This window comes from Flintibacter sp., from assembly GCF_046973065.1.
Window position 1 is genome coordinate 77,625 of the sequence record NZ_JBKVXZ010000001.1, and the last position, 22,823, is coordinate 100,447.

21 protein-coding genes are annotated in these 22,823 nt (G+C 55.3%); 2 read left to right on the forward strand and 19 right to left on the reverse strand.

The window, feature by feature from the left end:
• Nucleotides 1-11: 11 nt before the first annotated feature.
• The 5 genes from ACLTXB_RS00370 to ACLTXB_RS00390 all read right to left on the reverse strand — a co-directional run bounded on the left by ACLTXB_RS00370 (nt 12) and on the right by ACLTXB_RS00390 (nt 6,132).
• Nucleotides 12-1,364, reverse strand: a complete 1,353-nt coding sequence (locus ACLTXB_RS00370; RefSeq protein WP_428225986.1) for a sulfatase-like hydrolase/transferase — start codon at nt 1,362-1,364, stop codon at nt 12-14.
• Between the two features lies 1 nt (nt 1,365).
• Nucleotides 1,366-2,886 (reverse strand): tripartite tricarboxylate transporter permease, encoded by a 1,521-nt coding sequence (locus ACLTXB_RS00375; RefSeq protein WP_428225987.1) that lies wholly within the window; start codon nt 2,884-2,886, stop codon nt 1,366-1,368.
• Between the two features lie 18 nt (nt 2,887-2,904).
• Nucleotides 2,905-3,417, reverse strand: a complete 513-nt coding sequence (locus ACLTXB_RS00380; RefSeq protein ID WP_110442309.1) for a tripartite tricarboxylate transporter TctB family protein — start codon at nt 3,415-3,417, stop codon at nt 2,905-2,907.
• A 92-nt stretch (nt 3,418-3,509) separates the two neighbouring features.
• Nucleotides 3,510-4,499, reverse strand: a complete 990-nt coding sequence (locus ACLTXB_RS00385) for a tripartite tricarboxylate transporter substrate-binding protein (protein ID WP_110442308.1) — start codon at nt 4,497-4,499, stop codon at nt 3,510-3,512.
• A gap of 295 nt (nt 4,500-4,794) precedes the next feature.
• A complete protein-coding gene (locus ACLTXB_RS00390) occupies nt 4,795-6,132 on the reverse strand; it encodes an MATE family efflux transporter (protein WP_428225988.1) in 1,338 nt (445 codons plus the stop codon).
• Between the two features lie 93 nt (nt 6,133-6,225).
• Between ACLTXB_RS00390 and ACLTXB_RS00395 the strand changes: the two genes are divergently transcribed.
• Both ACLTXB_RS00395 and ACLTXB_RS00400 read left to right on the forward strand, forming a co-directional pair.
• Nucleotides 6,226-7,032 carry a MerR family transcriptional regulator gene (locus ACLTXB_RS00395; protein ID WP_428225989.1) on the forward strand — a complete coding sequence of 269 codons (807 nt, stop codon included), beginning with the start codon at nt 6,226-6,228 and terminating at the stop codon, nt 7,030-7,032.
• 2 nt (nt 7,033-7,034) lie between these two features.
• A complete protein-coding gene (locus ACLTXB_RS00400) occupies nt 7,035-7,715 on the forward strand; it encodes a CatA-like O-acetyltransferase (protein WP_428225990.1) in 681 nt (226 codons plus the stop codon).
• A gap of 110 nt (nt 7,716-7,825) precedes the next feature.
• On the opposite strand, the gene ACLTXB_RS00405 is transcribed toward ACLTXB_RS00400, so the two are convergent.
• The 14 genes from ACLTXB_RS00405 to ACLTXB_RS00470 all read right to left on the reverse strand — a co-directional run bounded on the left by ACLTXB_RS00405 (nt 7,826) and on the right by ACLTXB_RS00470 (nt 22,667).
• On the reverse strand, nt 7,826-9,097 hold the full coding sequence (locus tag ACLTXB_RS00405) for an aminotransferase class I/II-fold pyridoxal phosphate-dependent enzyme (RefSeq protein WP_428225991.1): 1,272 nt from the start codon (nt 9,095-9,097) through the stop codon (nt 7,826-7,828).
• A 91-nt stretch (nt 9,098-9,188) separates the two neighbouring features.
• Nucleotides 9,189-9,857 carry an aspartate/glutamate racemase family protein gene (locus ACLTXB_RS00410; protein WP_428225992.1) on the reverse strand — a complete coding sequence of 223 codons (669 nt, stop codon included), beginning with the start codon at nt 9,855-9,857 and terminating at the stop codon, nt 9,189-9,191.
• A gap of 17 nt (nt 9,858-9,874) precedes the next feature.
• Nucleotides 9,875-10,732, reverse strand: a complete 858-nt coding sequence (locus ACLTXB_RS00415; protein WP_428225993.1) for a hypothetical protein — start codon at nt 10,730-10,732, stop codon at nt 9,875-9,877.
• A 13-nt stretch (nt 10,733-10,745) separates the two neighbouring features.
• A complete protein-coding gene (locus ACLTXB_RS00420; protein ID WP_191905386.1) occupies nt 10,746-11,687 on the reverse strand; it encodes an aminopeptidase in 942 nt (313 codons plus the stop codon).
• A 14-nt stretch (nt 11,688-11,701) separates the two neighbouring features.
• Complete coding sequence (locus ACLTXB_RS00425; protein ID WP_428225994.1) at nt 11,702-12,373, reverse strand: AroM family protein; 672 nt, start codon at nt 12,371-12,373, stop codon at nt 11,702-11,704.
• 59 nt (nt 12,374-12,432) lie between these two features.
• Complete coding sequence (locus tag ACLTXB_RS00430) at nt 12,433-13,371, reverse strand: DUF1177 domain-containing protein (RefSeq protein ID WP_428225995.1); 939 nt, start codon at nt 13,369-13,371, stop codon at nt 12,433-12,435.
• A 23-nt stretch (nt 13,372-13,394) separates the two neighbouring features.
• Nucleotides 13,395-14,480, reverse strand: a complete 1,086-nt coding sequence (locus tag ACLTXB_RS00435; protein ID WP_428225996.1) for a DUF917 domain-containing protein — start codon at nt 14,478-14,480, stop codon at nt 13,395-13,397.
• Between the two features lie 34 nt (nt 14,481-14,514).
• Nucleotides 14,515-16,095, reverse strand: coding sequence for an OPT/YSL family transporter (locus ACLTXB_RS00440; protein ID WP_325207818.1), 1,581 nt, complete (start codon nt 16,093-16,095; stop codon nt 14,515-14,517).
• Nucleotides 16,096-16,299: 204 nt separating this feature from the next.
• Nucleotides 16,300-17,058, reverse strand: coding sequence for an IclR family transcriptional regulator (locus ACLTXB_RS00445; protein ID WP_151075177.1), 759 nt, complete (start codon nt 17,056-17,058; stop codon nt 16,300-16,302).
• Between the two features lie 260 nt (nt 17,059-17,318).
• Nucleotides 17,319-18,149 (reverse strand): cyclic-di-AMP receptor, encoded by an 831-nt coding sequence (locus tag ACLTXB_RS00450; RefSeq protein WP_428225997.1) that lies wholly within the window; start codon nt 18,147-18,149, stop codon nt 17,319-17,321.
• A complete protein-coding gene (locus tag ACLTXB_RS00455) occupies nt 18,113-19,009 on the reverse strand; it encodes an MATE family efflux transporter (protein ID WP_428225998.1) in 897 nt (298 codons plus the stop codon). Before ACLTXB_RS00455 ends, ACLTXB_RS00450 begins: the two co-directional genes overlap by 37 nt.
• Before the next feature lie 164 nt (nt 19,010-19,173).
• Entirely contained in the window at nt 19,174-20,046 is an 873-nt protein-coding gene (locus ACLTXB_RS00460) for a DUF6282 family protein (RefSeq protein ID WP_428225999.1), read from the reverse strand.
• Between the two features lie 152 nt (nt 20,047-20,198).
• Nucleotides 20,199-21,593, reverse strand: coding sequence for a sodium/glutamate symporter (locus tag ACLTXB_RS00465; protein WP_428226000.1), 1,395 nt, complete (start codon nt 21,591-21,593; stop codon nt 20,199-20,201).
• Between the two features lie 135 nt (nt 21,594-21,728).
• Nucleotides 21,729-22,667: an alpha/beta hydrolase gene (locus ACLTXB_RS00470; RefSeq protein ID WP_428226001.1), complete on the reverse strand. Its 939-nt coding sequence runs from the start codon at nt 22,665-22,667 to the stop codon at nt 21,729-21,731.
• Nucleotides 22,668-22,823 lie beyond the last annotated feature (156 nt).

A 22,823-nucleotide genomic window follows, 5' to 3' on the forward strand; every position in this document is an offset into this window, starting at 1 on the left:
AAACCCACTCCTCAGTCCGTGATGGTGGGGCGGTATCCCTCCGCCTTTTCGATCCAGTCCAGCAGGCAAGCGCGCATGTCTGCCTTGGCCTGAGCATAGGCCGGGTCGGCCACCACGTTGTTCAGCTGCCAGGGGTCGGCCTTCAGATCGTAGAGGAAGTCGTCGGCGTAGGTGTCCGACGCGGCGGCCTCGCCGCCGTTGACGCCGGGGGCGTACACGGAATAGAGATAGTCCGGGGTGCGGACACAGCGGCCCACCCGGCTCTCGGAGATCTGGGCAAACACCTGATTAGGTCTATTATCCGTTCTTTTTTCCACCACGTCAAGGAGATTCTCCCCAATCATGGCCTCGCCCACATCCACGCCCGCCAGGGCCAGAATGGTCTTGGGCAGGCTCTCGGTGGAGACCAGCTCCTCCACCGCCACGCCGCCCTTGTAGGGGCCGCCGGCGATGACCAGGGGTACGTGGAGGGCGCCGTCGTGGCAGGTACGCTTATAGTCGTCGTAGCCGTTGAGGTGGCTGTCCCGGTTGCGGGTGAGGAAGTGGGAGCCGTGGTCAGAGGCAAAGATGATGACCGTGTTGTCGTACAGGCCTTCCTTCTTCAAACGCTCCACCAGCCGGCCCAGGTTCTCGTCCAGGCTGGCGCACTGGCCCAGGTAGTCGGGGTACTCCTCGGCGGCATTGCCCTTCAAAACCTCCAGGTCGTGGGGCAGAATGAAGTTTTTGTACTTCTCCTTGGAGCCCTCGGGGCCCTCATAGTGGCCACGGTCGTTCTGGTGATGGGGCTCAATTTGGGAGATGGTCATGAAGAAGGGCTTCTGCTTGTCGTACTGGTCAAAGAACTCCAGGGCCAGGTCGGTCATGCAGTTGGCCCGGTAGCCCTTGAAGTCGATGCGGTTGTTGTTCTCGTCAAAGACATAGCCGTCGTAGCCGTGGGAGGTGAACTCAAGCACGTCGGCCGCCCGCCAGAAGCCGGTGTAGCCGCCCCGCAGCTCCTTGGGGATGGCGGTGATGGTGTGGTCAATGGTGGGCTTTTTCTCCAGCTCGCCGTCGCTGGCCAGATGCCACTTGCCGATGTAGGCGGTCTCATAGCCCGCCTCCTCAATGTAGCTGCCCAGGGTCTTTACATTGGAGGGCAACATAATGTTGTTGCGGAAGCAGCCCGTCTCGGTGGGGTATTTGCCCGTCTGGAACAGGGCGCGGCAGGGGCCGCACACCGGCTGGGGGGAAAAGGCGTTGTCAAACTTCACGCCCTCCCGGGCCAGCTGGTCCAGGTTGGGGGTGATGTTCAGAGACTGGCCAAAGCAGCCGCAGGTGTCCCAGCGCTGCTGGTCGGTAAAGTAAAAGATGATATTGTATGCCATATCAGTCGTTCTCCTTCTGGGCCGCGGCGGCAATCTTGGCGGCCTTTTGTTCCTTCAGCTTGCCGCGGACGATGGCGGCCACAGCGATGATGATGAGGGCCAGGAAAATCTTGCAGTAAATGCTCTGGAGGAAGATGCTGGCGTCGCCGTTGGAGATGAGCAGCGCCCGGCGGAAGTTGGTCTCGGTCATGCGGCCCAGCACCAGGCCCAGCAGGATGGGCACGGGAGGCAGGTCCAGCTTGCGCAGCACCCAGGCCAGAGCGCCGAACACCAGGGCCACCGCCACGTCAAAGTAGTTCTCGTTGACGGAGTAGGCTCCGGCAAAGCAGAAGATCACGATGATGGGGGTGAGGATTTCCTGGGGAATGGAGACCACCTTGGCAAACAGAGTGGTGAGGAACTTGCCCTGGATGAGCATGAAGATGTTGACCAGAATGAGGCCCAGCATAATGGCGTACATAATGTCGCCGTCGGTGGTGAACAGGGACAATCCAGGATTCAGGCCGTTGATCATCAGGGCGGAGAGCATGATGGCCACGGTGCCGTCGCCGGGAATGCCCAGGGTGAGCAGGGGGATGAGGGTGGCGCCGGTGACGGCGTTGTTGGCCGACTCGGCGGCAGCAATGCCCTCCACAGAGCCCTTTCCAAACTCCTCGGGGTGCTTGGACAGGTTCTTGGCGGTGTTATAGCTGAACCAGGAGGCCTCGGAGGCGCCGGTGCCGGGGACGATGCCCACCATCACGCCGATGAGGGAGGACATAAGCACCGGGCGGATCATCCGCTTGAATTCCTGACGGGTGATCTTGCCGTCGTCGTGCATCTTGGCGGTATCCAGGCGCAACTCACCCAGCTTCTTTTCCGCCTTGGCCAGGATCTCCACCAAGGCGAACAGACCGATGAGGCACACAGCCAGGTCCAGGCCTAAGTACAGACGGGGGATGCCGAAGGTAAAGCGGTCATAGCTGGTCATGGGGTCGGTGCCCACGCAGGAGATAAGAAGACCCAGGCAGGCGGAGACCAGACCACGGATGATGCTCTTGCCCGACACGCCGGCGATGATGGTCAGACCGAAGACGCAGACCATGAAGTACTCGGCGGTGCCCAGCTGGGCGGCGATCTTGGCCACCTGGGGCCCCAGGAACAGCAGCATCAGGGCGGAGAACACGCCGCCGAAGGTGGAGGCGTACAGGGCGATTTTTAGCGCCGCCTTGGTGCGGCCCTGGCGGGAGAGCGGGTGGCCGTCCAGCATGGTGGCCGCGGCGTGGGGGGTGCCGGGGGTGTTGATGAGGATGGCGGACACGCTGCCGCCGTAGCCGCCGGCGCAGTAGATGCCCAGCAGGAACATCATGCCGGGGATGGCGGTCATGGTGTAGGTGACCGGCAGGAACAGGATGACGCACAAAATGACGCTCAAACCGGGGATAGCGGCAAAGACCGAGCCCACAAATACGCCGATGTTGATCCACAGGATATTTTCCAGCGTGAAGAGAAGGCCGGTGGCCGGAACGATATATTGCAGCATAAGATGGCCTCCTCTCGTTTAAAAGTCCACATGCAGGACGAACCGGAAGGCCGCCCAGATGGCTACCGCAAGGGTCAGGGTAATGACATAGTACGAGGGCTTTTTACAGCGGAAATAGACCAAAAAGCCCAGGCAGCAGAAGATGGCGCCCACCACAAACAGGTCGGTGTAGCGGCACAGCAGATAGGTCACCACCAAAATGGCCAGAATGACCAGAGCTTTCAGCTCGGTCTGCAGGTTGATGACCTTCCAGTTCAAAGGCTGCTTGGTGATGAGCTTATAAATCTCCTTGGCCACCAGCATGGCGCAGCAGATCATCATGACCACCATCAGCAAGGTGGGGAAAGCCCGGCCGTTGACGGTGTCCTTTTCCGAGATGGCCACCTGCTGCGGCAGGACATACAGGATGGCCAGGGCAAACAGGAAAAACAGCACGCCCACGGTGAGGTCCACCGGGATACGCAGCTCTTTTTTGCTCAGGCGCTCTCCCCAGCGGTCCATGCGGGCGTGAAATTCATTGACCCATTTCATTCAGAAACCTCCTTCACACACCAAAATCACAGAAAAAGGGGATGGGAGGGATTTTACCCATCCCATCCCCGAATTGTTACGGATTGGCAGGATCAGCCGGCAACGAGATCCTTGTACTCGTTGACGATGCTCTTTACATTTTCCACGTGGGCGTTCACGTCGTCCTGGCTCATGGTGTCAACTTCCAGCAGCATGGTGTCCTGCAGCCAGGTGACCACTTCCTCGTCGGCCAGGATCTTGTCGTACAGCTCCTTGAGCTGGGCCACGGTTTCCTCATCGGTACCGGCACGGGCCATGATGAAGCAGCGGTTGCGGAAGTAGGGATAACCCTTCTCGCCTACGCCCTCGACGCCGGCGAAGGGGCCGTTCTCGATGGCCTTCTCATCAAAGGCGCACACAATGTTCACGCCGCCCTGCTGATAGGTCTCCAGGATCTGAGACTGGTGGGAGACGGCGAACTGGGTCTCGCCCTTGGCCACGGCCTGGGCGGCCTCGGCGGCGGACTGGTAGGCAACCAGCTTCAGCTTGTCGCCGGCGCCCATCTTGCCGAACAGAGAGGCGGCCAGGAAGGCCTCGGAGCCCACAGCGCCGTTGACGGCCACGCTGATCTCATTACCCTGAGCCACATAGGCCTCCAGGTCGGCGATGGTCTTGATGTTCAGGCTGGCCTCGGCGGACAGAACGAAGATGGAGGAATACAGGTTCTCCACGAAGACGAAATCGTCCTGGGTGAACTGCAGCTTGGCGGGATCGATGATGGAGGTGATGGACAGCAGGCCCTCACCCACGAAGACCAGCTCAGGGGCGTTGGCCTTGGTATCCATGACCCAGGTGTTTACGGTGGCGGCGTCGCCGGCAATGGCCTCGGCCACCAGAGTGATGTTGTCGGAATACTGGGTGGATTTCGCCGCCGTCTTCTGGCTGACCATGGCTGCCACGCCGGAGGGGGCCCAGGGGCAGGTGACCTTCCAGCTGGAGCTCTTACCGGAACCGGAGCTGCCGCCGTTTCCGCCGCTGCAGCCGGCAAGCAGTCCAACTGTCATGGCCATTGCAAGAGTCATACTAAGTAGCCGCTTTTTCATTCTATTCGCTCCTTTTCAATTTGTATCATTTATCCAGTTTTTAGGCATCATATCGCGCCTGTTGTATTTAATTTACCATCTGAGGGCTGCATAATTCAACAAGTCTTAAGAAAAATACGATAAAGTTGTATGGTTATAGTGCAATTTTTCAAATGCTGTATTGTAATTTAAAATTGTTTGTGCAACTTAAATAATTTCAGCCAAAAAAATTATGCAAGGTCCCATGGAGCAAGTTTACAGATACAAAAATAGACCCGCTGCGGATTGCAGCGGGCCGTATGATGCGGAAAGGTACTTATTCCTCTCCACGCTTTTCGTCGAAATATGTGATGCCCAGGGCAACCAATAGGGTTAAAACCTCGGCAAAGGGGACCGCAAGCCAGACGCCGTTGAGTTCCAGCAGCTTGGGGAGCAACGTCAAAAACAGAAGCAGCAGGGCAAAGGAGCGCAGGAAGGTGATGATGCCGGACAGGTGTCCCTTTCCATAGGCCATAAAGCGGATGGCGCAGAAGATGCTGATGCCCGAGAAGAGAAAGCCAAGTCCGTACAGCCGCATCCCGGAGACAGCCAGAGTGTAGACACTGCTTTGCGGCTGGGCAAAGAAGCTCACCCCCAGCGGAGCCAGAAAATAGGTCATGGCATATAAAACAAAGGGAGCAACCGTAAAGAAGCGCCGGGCATAGGACTCCAAAACCCGGCAGACATCCCGCTGTCCGTCACCGTAGGCGTAGCCAAGGGGCGGTGCGATACCCATGGAGAACCCAAAGTAGATGCCGATGACCAAAAATTGCAGATACATGATGATGGAGACCGCCGCAATGCCGTCCTCTCCGGCGAAGACCATGGCGGTGCGGTTAAATACCACTGTGGTAATGGCAATGGCCAGCTGATTGACACATTCTGAGACGCCATTGACCATACAGCGGCAGGACAGAGAGGCCGTCAGACCGCGGGTAGTAAAACGAAAGATTTTTTTCCGCGCGGCAAAATAGAATATGCCCATGCAGAAGGAAAGAAGCAGTCCAAGAATAGTGGCTGCGGCAGCACCCTGGATGCCCATGTTCAGCCGGGCCACCAGCAGATAGTCCAGCACAATGTTGCAGATCCCGCCGGCCAGCGCGGTCAGAAAGCTGTATGTAGGCGCTCCGTCCACCCGAATGAAATAGGTGAACAATTCCTTGCCGATGACCAGCGGAGCGCCCATCAACCACCAGATCGCGTAGGTTTGACAGTCTGCCATGGTGGCGGGGGTAGCCCCCAGCCAGTCCAGCACAGGAGACAGATTCAGTCCAAAAAGCAGGGAGATCCCGCATCCCAGAAGAAGAGAACAAATAAGACTGACAGAAAAGGCACGGTTGGCCTCCTCCTCTCTCCTGGAGCCGATGAGCAGAGCGGCCACCGCACTGCCGCCGGTGGCAAAGATCAGGGCGATGCCGTACAGCACATTAACAATGGGGTATACGATGTTGATGGCAGCCAGCGCGTTGGTGCCAACATAGGAGGAGACAAAAATGCCGTCCACAATGGTATATAATGTATTGAACAAGGAAGTCAGGTAGGTTGGGACGATAAAACGCAGAACCGCGCGAAACCGGACCTCACTTGCAGAAGAAAATATCAAGGTTTTTTCCATTCCAATCCCTCCGGATGTCATTGTAAACCTTCAAGGCCCTTGAAGGTCAAGAGGACATATGATACGATAACAACCACTGAGATAGGTGATGTTATGGAAAAAACGTTTCAAATTGGAGAGATTGCCCGCTTTTTTGATCTGGCCCCATCCACGCTGCGGTATTGGGAAGAATGTGGGATTTTAGCGCCGGACAAAAATAAGGAGAATCAGTACCGGACCTATTCCGTATCCGACCTGATGGCCATTTCCGATGCTGTGTTTTATAAGAGCCTGGGGCTCCCCCTCAAGCAGATTCGGGACATGGAACAAACAACGCCCGGTCAGCACAGGGAGTTGCTGGAGGAGAAAATGGGCGAACTGGTGGCATTGCAGGAGCAGGTGCGGCTACGGATGGAAAAACTACGCTGCCATCTGGCGGCCATTGACGAGGTGGAGCGGTTAAGAACGCGGCCTTACGCCATTGAGGATATTGATACGGAATGTATCGTCTCCTTTGACCTGATTGAGCAGGACAAGCTGCGCCAGTACATCGGAAATCCGTATCTCTATTCCCGGGTACAGCACTCCTGTTGTTTGCAGCAGGAGCACCGGGGACTGACGGTGCCGACAGAGCAGCTGGACCAGTTCCCGCCCGAGCAGATTTTGTGGCAGAATTGCGGCGGCACCTATGCCGCATGCCTGATGAGAGAAGAACATACCCAGCCCTACAAAAATAACCTGCAGCAGCTTGCCCATATCCAGAAGTCGTACCGGACGGGAGCTGTTATCAGCAGGTTTTTGCTGTGTGCCCGGGAAGATGGAGAGTTATACGACTTTTATAAGACTTTTGTGGAGGTCTTCCCCAAGGAGCGGGACGGGCAGGCAGAGCCCCAATACAGTATTTTTCTAAAGGAGAATTGACCATGGGTTATCAAGAGATCGATCTGGAGACCTGGCCCCGCAAGGAGCACTATCTCCATTTTACCAAACAGGCGAAGTGCTTTGTGTCCATCACAAAGGACGTGGACGTCACCCAGCTTCGGGCTGCGGCAAAAACCTGCGGCAGAAGCTTTTATATCGCCTTTTTATATGTGATCTGCAAGGTGATCAACCGGCACGGCGAATTCAAGCTGGCCTATCTGCCTGAGGAGGAAAAGCTGGTGCAGTGGGATGAGGTCCTCCCCTCCCACTTGGTCTTTCACGAAGAGGACGAGACCTTTACCTGCATCTGGTCCCGATGGGAGCCGGACTTTGAAGCGTTCTACCGCGGGTGCCAGGAAGATATCGCGGCGGGCAAGGAGTACCGAGGCTACCGTGTGCCGGGGATGCCGGAGAATACATTCTGCGTCTCCTGCCTGCCGTGGCTCAAGTATTCTGCCTTGGATATTAACCTCTGCGGGGACGGCCTGTTTCTGGCGCCCATGATCAGCTGGGGAAAAGCGGAGTTGGACGGCGGCCGCATGAGGATGCCCCTCTCCTTTGAAATTCACCATGGAGCGGCAGATGGCTTCCATATTGCCCGCTTTTATGACGAAGTGGAGCAGGAAGCAGTTGCGCTGGCGGAGTATCTGTCGGCCTTTGGCGGGAAGAGTGTCTGCTGCTGACAGCAGACGATATAGCGACCAAAAGAGAGAAAAGCGTACCGGAAAAGATGATCCGGTACGCTTTTTTCAAAATATAGCGTGTACTGAGAGGGAAAATGAGAAGACAGGGGTTAGCTGTTTTGGCTCATTTGTTCAAAGGCGGCGCACTTTAAACAGCAGCAAAATACGTCCATGGCCTGCTGAAGTTCAGACACAGAGGGATACGAGGGGGCAATGCGAATATTCTGATCCTTTGGGTCGATGCCATAGGGGAAGGTGGCCCCTGCGTTGGTCATGATCACGCCGGCCTGCCTGCAGAGCTCAATCGTGCGTTTAGCCAGGCCGGGAAGAGTGTTTACCGAGACAAAGTAGCCGCCTTTGGGACGATTCCAGGTGGCCAGACCCAAGGGTGCGATTTCCTTCTCCAGGGTGCTTGTTACCACATCAAACCGTTGCTTTAAAATCTCGGCATGTTGCTTCATGAGGTCTAAAACATGGGCCTTGTCTTTCAGATACCGAACATGCCGCAGCTGATTGACCTTATCATAGCTGATGACCTGGACATCCAGCAGCCGGAGCATATACTCCATATTTGCCTGGCTGCAGGCAAAGCATGCCACACCAGCACCCGGGATGGTAATTTTGGAGGTGGAAGCATATTCAAATACCATGTCCGGATTTCCGTTTTGTGCGCAGAGGCCTATGATATCGGCAAAGGGGAGAAATTCCCCCTCAAACTCATGTACGCAATAAGCGTTGTCCCACATCAGTAGAAAATCCGGAGCGGCAGGTTTCATGGCGGCCAGGCGCTGGACGGTTTGGGCAGAATAGACGATTCCATCCGGATTGGAGTATTTCGGAACGTTCCACATTCCTTTCACATACGGATCCTGAATCAGATGTTCCACCACATCCATGTCGGGGCCTTCCGGCGTCATCGGCACGGTAATCAGTTCAAATCCGAAAGATTCTGTGATCTTGAAATGACGGTCATAGCCGGGAGCGGGACAGAGCCATTTGAGTCCCTTTTGTTGACTCCAGGGCCGTTCGCTGTGCAGAAGACCGTGCGTCATGGCCTTTGCAATGGTATCATACATCAGGGTCAGACTGGAGTTACCGCCCACGAATACCTGTTCAGGAAGACAGCCAAGCAGCTCTGCGAAGAGACTTCTTGCACTGGATAAACCGGCGATCTCGCCATAGTTCCGGGCGTCGATGCCGTCGTCAAAGCACTCTGCGGGGTCGGTCAATGCGGTGAGAAGGCCGGAAACCAGGTCCAGCTGCTGCCGGCCGGGTTTGCCACGTGCCATGTTCAGCTTGAGCCCTTGGTTTATCCAATCCTGATACTCTGCCTGGGCTAAGCTGCATTGGGTCAGGACATCACTGGAACAGACTGTATGCATATCAACACCTCATATTTTCAGACATTGCTCATAACAGTGAGTATAACACCGAGGGAATATTCTGTTTTTAAAAGGGCTGGACCAATATAGTTCATTGGGTTCGAGCGTCTTTTCGAATCAGTTCGAAGAGGGTCATCAGACCCTCGCACATTACAGGGTCCAGCACGGGAAGGCCGGTTTCTCGTTCCAGGGCCGGAGCAATTTGAATGCTGGACATCCCGGTGCAGCTTAGAGCGATGACGTCTGCGCCCAGCTGCTTTTGCCGCTGTGCCTGCTCCACGGTGGCGGAATACCCCTGGGGCGTCATCAGGTCGAGGACGCTCTCTACGCCCTTGCCGCGGGCGTTATCTACAATATGATCGCCAAAGACTTGCTGATAACCGGCCGGAACATCCTCGGTGATTCCCAGCACAGCGGGGTGGCTGCCATAGAACATGCATAGGGCAGCGGTACTCTCCCCAGCCCCGATGACCGGGATGGGAACTGCCTGGCGCGCTTGTGCAACTCCGGGGTCTCCGGCACAGCTGACAATGATCGCGTCAAAGCCCTCTTGCCACATTTCTTTTGCCATAGCTACCACCTTGGGAGCGCCTAAGGCCATAGTCTGGTCGTCGTGGATCCCCTCCGGCTGGTCTGGAATACAACGGGATTCGACCTGCAGCATGGGAAAATACTGTTCGATCAGCGCCCCGTGCATCTGCATCAGCTGGGTGTCGTCTGTGGTCAATACGCGGATCAGGCCAACTCTGTATTTCTTCATATCATACTCCCCTGCCTTCATGACATTTTAATGGAATGAAAAATAGTCTGCTTGTTGGCGTATGCGCAGGAGCGGTGCTGGCTGCAGCCGGAACAGGGATAGGTGCATTCCGCTAAGCTGTCTGCATCCACAGGCGGCTGGGACGGAAGGGCTTTGATCTGTTCTACCAGGTGGAGGACTTTTTCCACTTCTTCCTGCTCCCCTTCAATCTGAATCGCTACGGAGGCTTCTGCACCGGAAAATCCACCTTTGGCAAAAACCAGAGCGTTTACACGGGCATAGGACTCAATGGCCTGGGCCTCGGTCAGAACTTCTCCCGGTATGGGGGCAAGACTGCAGGCCATGCCATAGGAAAAATCACACTTTTTTCTGGAAATCTGCGGGCTCAAGCGGGTCAGATCCCCTGGGATGAGCTTCATCACACTGGTCAGGATCAAGGTGCGGATTCCTTCCGTATACAGGAAGTGCATGCAGGTCCCATAGCCGCCCCCACCGGAGCTGCCGATCAGCAGTGCGGCATGGCCAAACGCATCCAGTGCGTTTGCTCCGGTTACAAACAGATCATCAGGTCCCATTGCTTGCAGGGTTTGCTCCAGACAGGAATCAACATTTCGGATTTCTCCCCGCTCATAGAGCAGAAAATGGGCGCCCTGGCTCTCCGCGTAGGATCGTTTCATCCCGTTTTTTGTAATTCGTCCGCAGATACGCATAGGGGTGTCAGCCAACAGCGCAGTCAGACAGGAGACGGTGGAGGAGCCTTTGAACAGGATTTTTCCCTGGGAGAGGTAGGGGGCGAACAGAATGCTGTCCAGGATGCAGCGGGCAATCAGCCATTGGCATTGCGTGCCCCAAAGGGTGAACTGTGCGACCGCCATGGACAACCTCCTCTCAGATCTGGAAAGCGCCGTCTTTCAGGACCAGGACATCATCCAGGTAGAGCGTGGGATTTTTGATGATTCCGTCGATGTGGCAGTCCGCTTTATTTGTTCCGCCAAATCCGATGTTGGTGCCAAAGGCAATGTGCACGGTCTGATAGGCCTTCTCATCCTCCAGGATCACGCCGGTCAGTCTGGCGGCGTAGTTGGTGCCGATGCCCAGCTCACACAGGGTGGCATTGCGCTCATTGTTCAGCAGGAAGCCCACCTTTTCGGCCTCTGCGCCCTGGATGCTCTGTAGCTTTCCGTCCTTGACCTGTACCTGAAGGGGGGACTCCAGCAGACCGATGCCCACCATGGAGCCGTCAATGATCATAGAACCGTTGGAGCCGCTTTCCAGCGGGGCGATGTAGGCCTCACCGGAGGGGAGGTTTCCGGCCTGGCCCTTTTCCCGGTACACGCCGGGGCTGGGGATGCCGGGCCGGCCGGCCAGATCCAGAGTCAGTACATGGCCGTCTTTTTCGATGCGGGCGGTGGAAGCCTGGGTGAGCATCTCAGTCACCCGGTTGGTCAGCTCCATCACGGTATCGTAGTCCGCGGTCATAGCGCCCTGACGGAACATATCCTCCGTGATGTTGGGCATGGTGGCGATCCGCGCCCCGGCCTTTGCCGCTTCGATTTTGGCGCGGGTATGGGTGATGGAAGTGCTCATGGGGCACAGTACCACATCGGCGGCCTTCATGGCGGCGGCAATGGAGGCGGGAGGCTCCTGCCCAGAGACCTCACGGGGGGACATGGTCACCAGCATGGCATCCGCGCCCAGTTCCTTTGCCGCTTGATACAGTGCCTGGCCGATCTGAAACTTTTCGTCGTCCGTCACCACCAGTACCGTCTCCCCCGCTTTTACATCCATGCAGGACGTCAGTACACGGGTTCCGATTTCTACCAGATTCATAATATACCTCGCTTTCAAGATAACAGTTCCATCAGAACTCGGGTGGCCAAGGTGCGGGACAAAATGACCGGCTTTCCCGAAATTTCATGGAACTTGGCTTTCATTTCTGCACTGTATCCAATGCAGTCCATCACCACCAGGTCTACGTCCATTTCCGCTGCCTGGCGGGCTGCCCGGTCCAGCTCCTCGGGGCTTCCGTAGGGAGAGGCGGGAATCACGGTGACTTGGGAAACATATTCCCTCCATTTGCTCTCCGATTGAGCCACCTGCTGGGGCGTGGGGGTAACAACGGCGATCCTGCTTCGACCGGCCAGAGCTGGCACCAGGCCGTTGAGAACCTTGCAGGGGAAAATCAGAGGCACCTTGGAGTGAAATACGGCAGGAAAATCTCCAGTGCAGAGGAACAGAATTATTTCTACACCCTGCTGCTCCAGCTGGTCAATGCAATTTTGCAGTCTGGGGAGGATATAACGCTCGGCAAAGACGGCGGAGCTTCCGTCCCGCAGGCGGGAGATCAGCACATAGTCGTCCGGGCCGGGCTGAAAGGCTTCGATCTCTTCCCGGGTCAGCCCATCCAGACCGCCGGCCTGGAGAAGCTCCACCTGGTCCCCCAGCAGGGGGAGAATGTCCTGGGTCACGTCGGTTCTGGGAGATTGGCCGATGGTGATAGCGCCCACTTTGATCATAGTAGAAGACCCTCCTTTTTGCAAAATGCGGCCCTGGATGGACCAGGGCCGCATAGCTGTTATTGTTTGCCGAAGCCCTGGAAATGACTCATATCGCCATAGAGCGCCTGAATGCGGGCAAACTCCTCCTTGTCGTAGAAGGACAGCTCACCGCGGCCAAAGGCCTTGGCGGCCTCCAGCATAAAGCGGGCGGCTTCCTCGATGTCGGCAAAGTGGCTGGCGCCGGTGGCGCAGCCGGGCACCGGGGTCTGGGTGGCAATGGCCACGCCTACCACCGGGGCTTTGGTGGCGGTGGCGGGCTGCAGGATGCTGTTGAGGTGATACAGGTCGTTGCCATAGGGGGTGATATCCTGCTGGGAGAGGGGGAAGACATGGGCGGGCTTGCCCAGGGTGATCTCCATGAGGTCCACCAGGTCACTGCTGACCTTCAGAATGTAGCCCTGCATGACGGTGGGAGAGATGGAGAAGTCCCGGGTGTTGATGATCTTATTGCCCTTGGTGGTGTCCACAGAGAGGATAGCGTCCAGCTCGTCGGTGACCTCCTCACGGTTGACCTGAGCCATCTCCACCGGGGAGTCCATGAAAGGAACGGGGGTGTGAGGACGGGTGGGGGCGTTGGGGCAGACGTGGGTGGAGATGAACACATCTCCCTCCAGATGGTCGCCCTTTACCTTCATGTCCAACAGCTTGGCAGCCACCGACAGGGCGCACAGAGCGCCGTCGCCGTCGGAAACGAAGCCGATACGCTCAGGACGGGCGCCCAGGCCGCCCAGACGGCCCAGCAGGCCGATGGTGGGAGCGCTGCCGCCGGAGGACTTGCCCCGCGTGCCGGGGATGCGCACCTTCACCATGTCGGTTTTTCCCTTGGGGCCCTGGAGGGCGTAGACCTCGATATTGGCCTGGGGATCGATGGCGCGCAGGTACTGCTCCACGGCCGCGCCGGAGGCGGAGGGAGAATCGAGAATGTCGATGAGTTCAATTACTTGCTTGATAAGCATGGGAAAAACCTCCTGTCAATGAATTAAAAATCAACGTGAGCCAGCATGGGGCGGTGGATGATACCCTCCACCTCGGCCAGCAGTTCCTTGTCAAACATGGGGGCGGACAGCTTCAGGTTGCGATAGCTGGTGCGGATGAGATAGATCTCCTGCCCCGGCGCCAGATCAGAAGTGGGGGTGGGACGTCCGGTCTGAGCGTCAAAGGTCATGATGAGGTCGGGGAAGGTGCCCATCCGCTCTCCATCGGGGCCGTCCACTGTCATATACTCGTTCCAGAAGGACATCTCATAGCCGCACACCTTTACGGTGCCTACGTCAAAGCCGCCCTCGCTGCGCAGCTGATAGTCCTCTACGGTGCCGCGGGTGAGTACCTGGCCGCCTAAAAAGTCGGCCACAGCATGTACGGCGTAGTCCACGGAACGCTCCAGGCCCTGCGCATAGCACCGACCTGTTTCAATGGCGTGGGAAAGTCCGCCCAGAGCGCTGTTTTCCCGCAGGAACTGGGCGGATACTGGGTTGCGCACCACGGCCACCAGACCGCCCGCCTCTACGGCGGAAGCCCGCACCAGCTTGGAACAGTGGGTGATGGAGCCGGTGACGGTGCACTCCACATGGCGGCCCAGCTCCTCCCGGCCGCCCACGCAGGTCATGGTGGTGACATAGCTGGGGTCCCGGTGAAGGTTCAGGCTGCCCATAACTCCGGTGGGGTGAGCCCGTCCGTTGCAGGGGGCGTCCAGTAAGGGGATGCCCAGCACGGAGGCCTGGAGCCAGCCGTTGAAGGTGGAACCGCCGCCGTTTTCGTTGGTGACAATGCCGCCCGGCTTCAGACCGGTTTTTTGTGTGAACAGCTCCACGCAGCGCAGCAGGTCTGCGGGACTGACATACTTCTCCTTGGCAGCCGGAGCGCCTACCATAGAGGCAGTTATAATGATGGAGTCGGGGTCTACCGCGTCAATGGGGGTCAAGTGCAGGTCGCTGAACTCAACGGCCAGGTTGCCGGTCTGCGCGCCGGTGTCCGCCGAGCCGCCTCCGCCGCCGCCCAGGATGGAACCTCCCAGGGCAGCCCAGCTTACCGACTGGGCAGTGAGACGGGTGGAGTTTGTTTGCATGGTTACCGCTTCCTTTCCAAGATCATAAAACCTGTTACATGAGCATAGAACGGATGAGATTGCTGAAGAAGCCGTACAGGCCGTCGCCGGCAATCAGACCGGAGTCACGCACTTCCATAAATTCGGTGCCGAAGATGAGACGCACTACCACAGCCAGCAGCACGCCGATGCCGTAGATGGGGTTATTCAGCAGCAGGCCGGTGGCAAAGAGGACGCCCACCATCTTGGTGCCGAAGATGATCTGGATGATCGCACCGGGAATGGCCCACAGCAGTAGCTCCCGCAGCAGGCTGGGGTTCGCGCCGGCCTGAGCGGCAGCGGCGAAGGTATAGCTGATGGGAGGCATAATGTCCTGGGAGAGATACATGTTGGCGAACATCAGCACCACCAGGATGCCGATGATGCCGCCCAGCATCTCTACCTTTACCTGCTCCTTGCGGCCCTGGATCTCCCGGGCGGGATCGGCACCCTTGCCGCGGAGGATCCAGCCTGTCTTCAGGTCATAGCCCATGTCGGCAAAGCAGGGGCCGACGGAGCTGACATAGCCGGTAAGGATGGCCACAGGCAGAGCGGGGAAGCCCATGAGAATACCCAGAGTCATGAAAATGGTGGTGATGGCAAAGGCGGGGAACCAGCCAGAGTGCATGGCGGCCATGCCTACCAGGACCATGGCCACGGCGGAGGAGAAGCCGGCCCACAGCACCCACAGTACGGACATGCCCAGAGGCATCTGGGTGAAAATGCCGGTCAGCGCACCGACAATGGCGGCGCCGCCCACAAACAGGCCCAGAGCCAAAGCGAGACTCTTCTTGGCGGAGTCCTGGGAGACAGTGATCTCCATCTTCTGGGCAGAAGCGCTCTTGTGGCCGCGGAGCACAGTGATGATAGACTGGACCAGGGCCACCATGCCCGCACCGATCATGACGCCGGAGGGGATGTTGGAAGCACCCATGTTAAAGCCGAAGAGCTGCTCGGAGTAGCCACGGAGGATCAGGCCGATGCCCAGACCGGTCATGGCAATGATATCGGCAATAAATACGATGCCGATGCCAGCCACCGGCAGCTTGAAGTAGCTGCCCACAACGCCGACCACCAGGCCCTCCAGCAGACGGCGGCCCTTTTTGCCGCCCTCGTCGCCGGCCTGAATGGCGGTAGCGGTAGCCACTCCGGGAGGCCAGGCGCCCTGGGCGGGGAAGATGGCAGAGTCATAGATGCGGCCGATGATGTAGATAGAGACCGAGGTGCCGATCATACATCCGATGCCCATCATCAGAATGGAGGAGGCCTCCCCCATCAGGAAAAGCATGGCCACAGCGATAAAGCCGCAGTTGGCAGCAGAGAATCCAGCTGCCGATGCAATGGTCTGAAGCAAGTTCTGGCGCTCCAGATTGCAGTATTTCAGACAGGCATTCAGGGGGATGCGGGCCACCAGCATGGCTACGATGGCTCCCAGCAGGGATGTGTTTGGTGTCGTTCCCAATTTGCCGATGATGTTCATACATACGGCGCCTACCAAAAAGGCGATGAGAATTCCGGGGATCAAGGTTCCGGGCTCAAAAGCCGAGATGTAGGTCTCTTGTTTGTACTGCTTCTTGCGTTCTTCCTTTGTTTGCATTGTGGTCCCTCCTCGGTAATATGCTTCTATCCTCCATCCCTCTTTTCGTGAGGGAATGAACGAACATAGGAAATAGTTTCCGATATTCGGAAAACACAGGGAGCAAAATAAGGCGCAACGCGCCGTAGGTTTCAATAATAAGAAAATATTTTCTATATGCAGAAAAACAAAAGGAAAACAAAGCGGGCGCATGCCCGTTTTGCTTTATTCCATACTTGGAAAGGCACCCATAGCCAGATTGATTTGTTCCGCTACCTCTCCAAACTTGCGCACCAGAGTCTGCTTGCTCTGGTCGGTGAGCTCGGAGATATAGCCGCCTGTGCTGATGGCCCCCACGAGATTTCGGCTGCGGTCAAACAAGGGGAACCCCAATCCGAAGCGGCCAGGAGTAAGGGTCCCCTCACTGAAGTCATAGCCGCACGCGGCGATCTCCTCCAACTTGGCTTCCAGTGCTTGCCGTGCAGAGCCGTGCATGGATAACCCATCCATATAACGCTGCTGCTCATGGGGCGGCAAAAAGGCCAGCAGCACACGGTTTGAGGCGCCTTTGTGCATGGGATAGATCCCGCCGGAACGTACAGAGTTGGAAGTATCCCGGATGGAACCGATTTTTTCAATGCAAATACTGCGTCCAGCACAGGGAATCGTCAGAATACAGTGTTCGCCGGTGCGCTCGTAGTAGTCCCACATGTAGTACTGGGCGATCCGCTTGACTTCCCGGTTATCCAGACTTTGTGCCCCAATGAGAAGCGCCTTGTCACCCAGAAAATACCGCTTTCCTCCCGGCTCCTGCTGCAAAAAACCAGAAGCAGTAAGGGTATATAAAAGCCGGTAGACTACGGTGGTGCTCATATTGCATTGTCGGGCCACTTCGCTTAATGTGAGCCCGGGAAATAAGCCGATCAGTTCCAGAATTTCCAAGGATCGACCCACAGTCTGCAGATAACTGCTGTTTTCCCCCATTCTAAAATCATCGCTTTCCTATTTTAGAAAATTATTTATCTATATCGGATAAATTTACTATATCGGAGATTGGAACAGGTGTCAATCGCAATCTGCATATTTAAACAGAGAAAATTGAATGATTCAATTTGGCAAAAATGCTGAGCGTTCTGCGCGTTTACAGGATCGGACACCAGTAAATCTGCTTTAATTTGAGGTGGAAAGAATATAGTCCAGCGGCAGCATGATTGCCATGATTTATGCCGAAATTGAAAAAATGGTCAAATTTTCTCAAATTCCTCCACTTCGGTGACGAAAATAGTGGCTCCGCCAACCACAACCTCGGTGTTGGCAGTAACTGAATGTGCGGGCAGCTGCATGGTGGACGGAATGTTTTCTACCCGCTTGGAACAGTTGGCACGGATGATCTCAATGGCAGGCTTGACCCGGTCGGCTTCAGTTCCAATGATCAGTGTCGTGTTGCCCCAGCTGAGGAATCCGCCGGAAGAGGCCATTTTCGTAAAGTAGTATCCACCCTCGCTGAGAGCACGGCACACTTCGTCCGAGTCTTTCTTGCTGATAATGGCGGTAATCATCTTCATGGAAATACGTCCTTTCTGCTTCTGCTTGGAGTCTCTGGCGCCGTAGAGCTGCCATTCTCTGCGCTGGCGCAGGTAGAGCAGCAAGCCAACACTTCCGGTTACCGTTTCGGCAATGGGGAACGCGCCCCAGGAGTAGCCCAGGCCAAACTGGGAAAGTCCCCAGAAAATTGGAATTAGGCAAAAAATCTGTCGGGTCAGAGCCAGAATCACACTAGGAATGGCCTTGCCGATGGCCTGGAAAAATACCGGCGTCATCAAGGAGGGAACGGCGGGAAGAAAGCTCAGCCCAATGATACGGAAGGCCGGGACGCCGATCTCCAAAACTCGGACGTCTTGAGAGAAAATAGACAGCAGACGATCGGGAATCAGTTCAAAACAGGCCACTCCTACCAGCATAAAGCTCATGGCCAGAAGAGTGGCATCCACCAGTACAGCTTGGCAGCGACGGTAATTTCCCTTGGCGTTGGTATAGCTCAACAGGGGAACAATGCAGGTTTGAAGTCCGGCCATGGGGATAAAGAAGAACGACTGCACCTTATATAGTAGAGTCCCAGTACTGTGACTGCCTCATCACAGAAGCCAGCCAGAATTACGTTGAGCGCCACAATGTACACGGTGTACAGCATCTGCATAAAAATAGAGGGATAGCCAAGCTTATAGATCTGCCGGGCATACCGGCTCAAGGCGCGCAGCTTTGGCGGTCTGCGCAGAGCGGAAGAGGTAATCAGTGCGGCTACCACCTGGCCTGCCACAGTGGCATAGCCGGCTCCAGCCACTCCCAGGGCAGGAATGGGACCAAGTCCGAAGATGAGGATGGGGTCCAGCAAAAGGTTGGTCAGTGCACCAGAAATCTGGGCCAACATGGGCAGGCGCATATTTCCGCCAGCCTGATGTACTTTGCTCCAGATGCTCTCCAAGAAAACACCCAAACTGCCTATACATACGATGCGGCCGTAGGTGACTGCATACTCCACTGCTTGCGGGGACTCAGCGGAAGTTGCCACATAGGGATGCATAAAGAGGCTGCTCAGTACAGCAAATATGACCCAGCTAATCACCGCCAAAGCAGCGCCTGTTCCGGCGGTTCGGTTTGCTCTCTGTACCCGTCCTCTGGCATAATCCCGGGACATCAGCGTATTTACGCCTACCCCGGTTCCAACTGCCAGAGCAGTGACAATAAGCTGGACTGGAAAAATTACCGACAGAGCGGTCAGTCCGTCGCCGGAATATCTGCCCACAAAGTAGCTGTCCACGATATTGTACATGGCATGGATGAGCTGGGCCAGCATAACGGGAGGCGCAATGCGAAAAAGAATTTTCCAGATGTTGTTCTCATCAAAAATCATGACTGTCGAATTGCTGTTATTCACGGATCCGGTCCTCCTCTTAGTGCATAGTCAGTTACAGGGTGTACTGAATCGGATTGCGGATAATCTATACAATAGATAAACAGGAGACTAGCCGAAGGATGAGGGAGTATGGTGTCATAAATTATTTCTATATGAAATGACAACGATAGAATAAAAGAAATACACTATTTATGAATGTCCAATACATACTCCGGAACGACACATAGCATGGTGTGGATTTCGTCCGTCGTGATACCCTGTTGCAGTAGCTGAGAAACAAAGCGAGTCATTCCTTCGACGGGGGCCTCCCGACCGGCTTGTCCCCGGTCTGTGGATAGAAAGCAGTGTTCTGCACCGACAATACGGATGTGTGACGCCATTTCTTCTATGGAGCAGTTCCCTTCCCCTACGTTATACCAGCACTTTTCTACCCAGACCCCCATTTGGGCCAGACTTTTTTGTGTTTCAGGAGAGACTGTTGTACGATCCCACTCTGGATGCGTCAAAACCATACGTACTCCGCGGCGACGTCCCTCCACACAAAGCTTTACGCTTTCGTTTGTGCTGATGTGTCCGGTAGCCAGGGCAGCATCATACTCCTTGACCACATCCATCACATCGTATACCTCCGGTTTTAAAGAACCGAACTCATCCAACAGGGAAATACCGGGCCGACGAAAGAAATCGCCGGGCATGTCTCCGGACAAAAGACAATTTTCTGCATCGCGGGTGGGCATAAAGACCATACTGGCCCCCATCTTCAGAGCGCTGTGGACCGCATACGGATTGATTCCTCCTACTGGGTGATTTAAGGGAATTGCGCCAAATGCTTTTGCGCTTCCGGTGGGCATCCTGCGGTTTACCAATGCCGCCCGGGCCCCGGTGGGTTCATAGTGACACTTAATCATAACTCCCTTCATCCCGGCGAGAGTAGCCTGCTCAATCAGCTCAAAATCATCCAGGGAGCGGGAGACATGGGAGGGAATGGTGTGGGTATGTAGATCATAACCGCCTACCAGCAAGGATTTTGCTTCCTGGTGTAATTTGTTCTGGTTCATGATTTCCTCCTTATCAATTTAGGCCAGAGATAAAGGGGCGATCGGTCAGATCGCCCCTTTGTTATTTTCTTTCTGAATGACCCATATCATTCAGTTTTAAATCCGGCATATTACGCTGTTGTTGGGTGAGCACCGTATAAAGAGGGATGACGTTAATTGTTTGTAATTGTGGCAATAATTTCTGCCTCACCCTCACGTAGCTCATCCATTTTTTGATTGTGGACGCCGAAGACCTTAGCTCCGGTTAAGAACAGCGCCAAGGCAATTACAGTCAGCACAGCACCTGTGGCAATACAACCGTACGAAACTGCCATAATGGGGACCAGTGCAATGATAAACACCTCAATAACAGACTGGAGAGTATAGGAGTATCCATAATCACTCAATGTGCCGCTCTTTGCCTCGGGATCGACAATACGCAGCAGAGTAAGGCCAATGGCCACTACGCCTGTGGTCCAGCCAAATACGAAGATAGAACGCTCGAACCAGAAATTGCGGAAAAGCTTCCGGCCCACAACGAATACCAGGGTCAAAGAAGTCAGAGCCCCAAGTACACACAGCAAAACAATGGGACCAATAAATTCCATAACTACGGTAATGGAGATGGAGGCAACACCAAAACCAACCAAGTAGTCGGTTACCATGCTGCCAATCCGACCTTCTACGTGCTCGTCTACACTATCTTTAAAGGGGGTGTGATTTAAGATACTCTGTAAAATAACACCTGCAATCATGGTTAAGCACATAACGGGCAGTTCAATCTGAGGCAGGTACTGTTTATAGAAGTCATAAAACTTGTAGCCTGCCAAGGTAGCAATTAGAGTTAACGCCAAGTGCCAGGCAAGAGGATCCATAGACATGGGATTGATAGTTTCCTTGCCCATTGAGACCTGCTTTTCCGCAGGAATGATTCCGGTCCGGCAATCTTCGGGGAGTGCCTGGGCGCTTTTCACTAAACGGGTTGCCCCCTTGCGGGTAGCATAGTTGATGCAGGCAATGCCGACAAACAGACCGGTCAAAAGTCCCATAGTGGCAAATGTTTGACCAATGACAACACCGTCTGTGCGGCCTAAAAGATTATTTAACGCTGTGCCGATCGTGGAAGCATATCCGTGACCTCCGCAGTATCCGGAAGGCATAAGAACTGCAATTTCGGTGAACACCTGGGGGTAGATGACCATAATAAGCGCGCCACCGACCAGCAATGCGATACCAAAGCAGAAGAACTCAGCGCCCATATTGACACAGAAGGAATCGCCCACTTTATTGAAAATTTTCTTGGGCGAGATCTTCTCCTTTTTTCCCAAAAACAGACCGCCAAAAAGCACACAGACCAGCATGTACGCATACGAGCCAATCTGGCCGCTCCAAGGAATGATATTTGCAAACTGAGGACCTAATAAAAGCCCCATAATGCCTGCTAACAAAGATGCCGGGATGTAGAACATCTGAAAAAATTTGATTTTTGCTCTTAAAAACTGAGCAATGACCAGCAAAAGGGACATAAAGCAAAAATCCATTAAAAATGACATGTAGTTATATTCCATTTTACGCGCTCCTTTGTTAGTCTCTCTCCAAGGCTCAGAGAGTCAGCCGGATAGAATGTGCCTCCGCATCTTAATTATTAAATTAAATCTGCGGAGGCACGTTCATCTGTTCAGTTTTGGTTTTACAGCAATGAATCAGATATGAGCCAGGAAGAAATCGTTCATTGCCTGGCACAGACCCTCCAGTTTGGGGTCGCCGTCGAACATCCACTCGTTGTGCTTGCCCTCTACGTAGTACAAAGCCTTGGGCTCGTTGGCCAGCTTATAGGCATCCTCTGCCTCCTCGCGGTCATGCAGCTCATTATACTTGCCGTGGCCCACAAAGACAGCGCAGTCAGGAGCCAGCTTGGGCAGAATGTCCTGTACGTTGAAGCGGACAAAGGACTCGGCAATGACAGAGGACATGGGGGTGGGGAAGGGCTCCTGGTAGTCGCCGCCGATAGACTCTTCCAGACCGCCGTTGAGCTCCTTCAGAGTGTGATCGGTGTAGAAATCACCGGACTCATCGATGTTGGGATAGAACTCATAGGGGTGACGCAGGACGGGATCACCGGTGCTGACCCGCTTATACTTGTCCTCCTCCAGGGTGCGCAGCATCTTGTAGAACTTATCATTGCCCATGCCCATACGCATCCAGCGGCGGCCATCGGTGAAGGAGTTCAGAGTAGCTACGGCCTTGACGGTCTTGTCGCGATAAGCGGCATTGACGCAGACAGCGCCGCCCACGCCCCAGCCGATCAGGGCGATGTGGTTGGGGTCCACTTCGGGCTGGTGCTTGAAGAAGGTCACGGCGTTGTTCACGTCGTCCACTTCCATCTCCAGGGTGGTGTACTTATCCATGCCGCTGATGCCGCCGGAGGGCTTGAAGCCACGGTAGTCAAAGCCCATGCACACATAGCCGAACTTGGTCATCTGGCGGGCAAACATGGCAGGATAAACCTTGTTCAGGCCGGTCCAGCCGGAGTTGGCAATGATGCCGGGACGCTTCTCGCCGTCCTTGTAGTCATCGGGCAGGTAAATGGTACCTACCATCTTGGTACCTTCGCTGTAGAAGATTACTTCACGCTGCTGCATAATCAAAAGCTTCCTTTCTGAATATAGTGCTGTATTTTGTTTGGGATCAGGTCTTAACCTTGGCTATATTCTACACCCAAAAAGGAATAAGTCAACCTATTTTTATTAGAAAAGGAATATTTGTTCTTTTATACAGAATATATGCTCCCGTCTTGT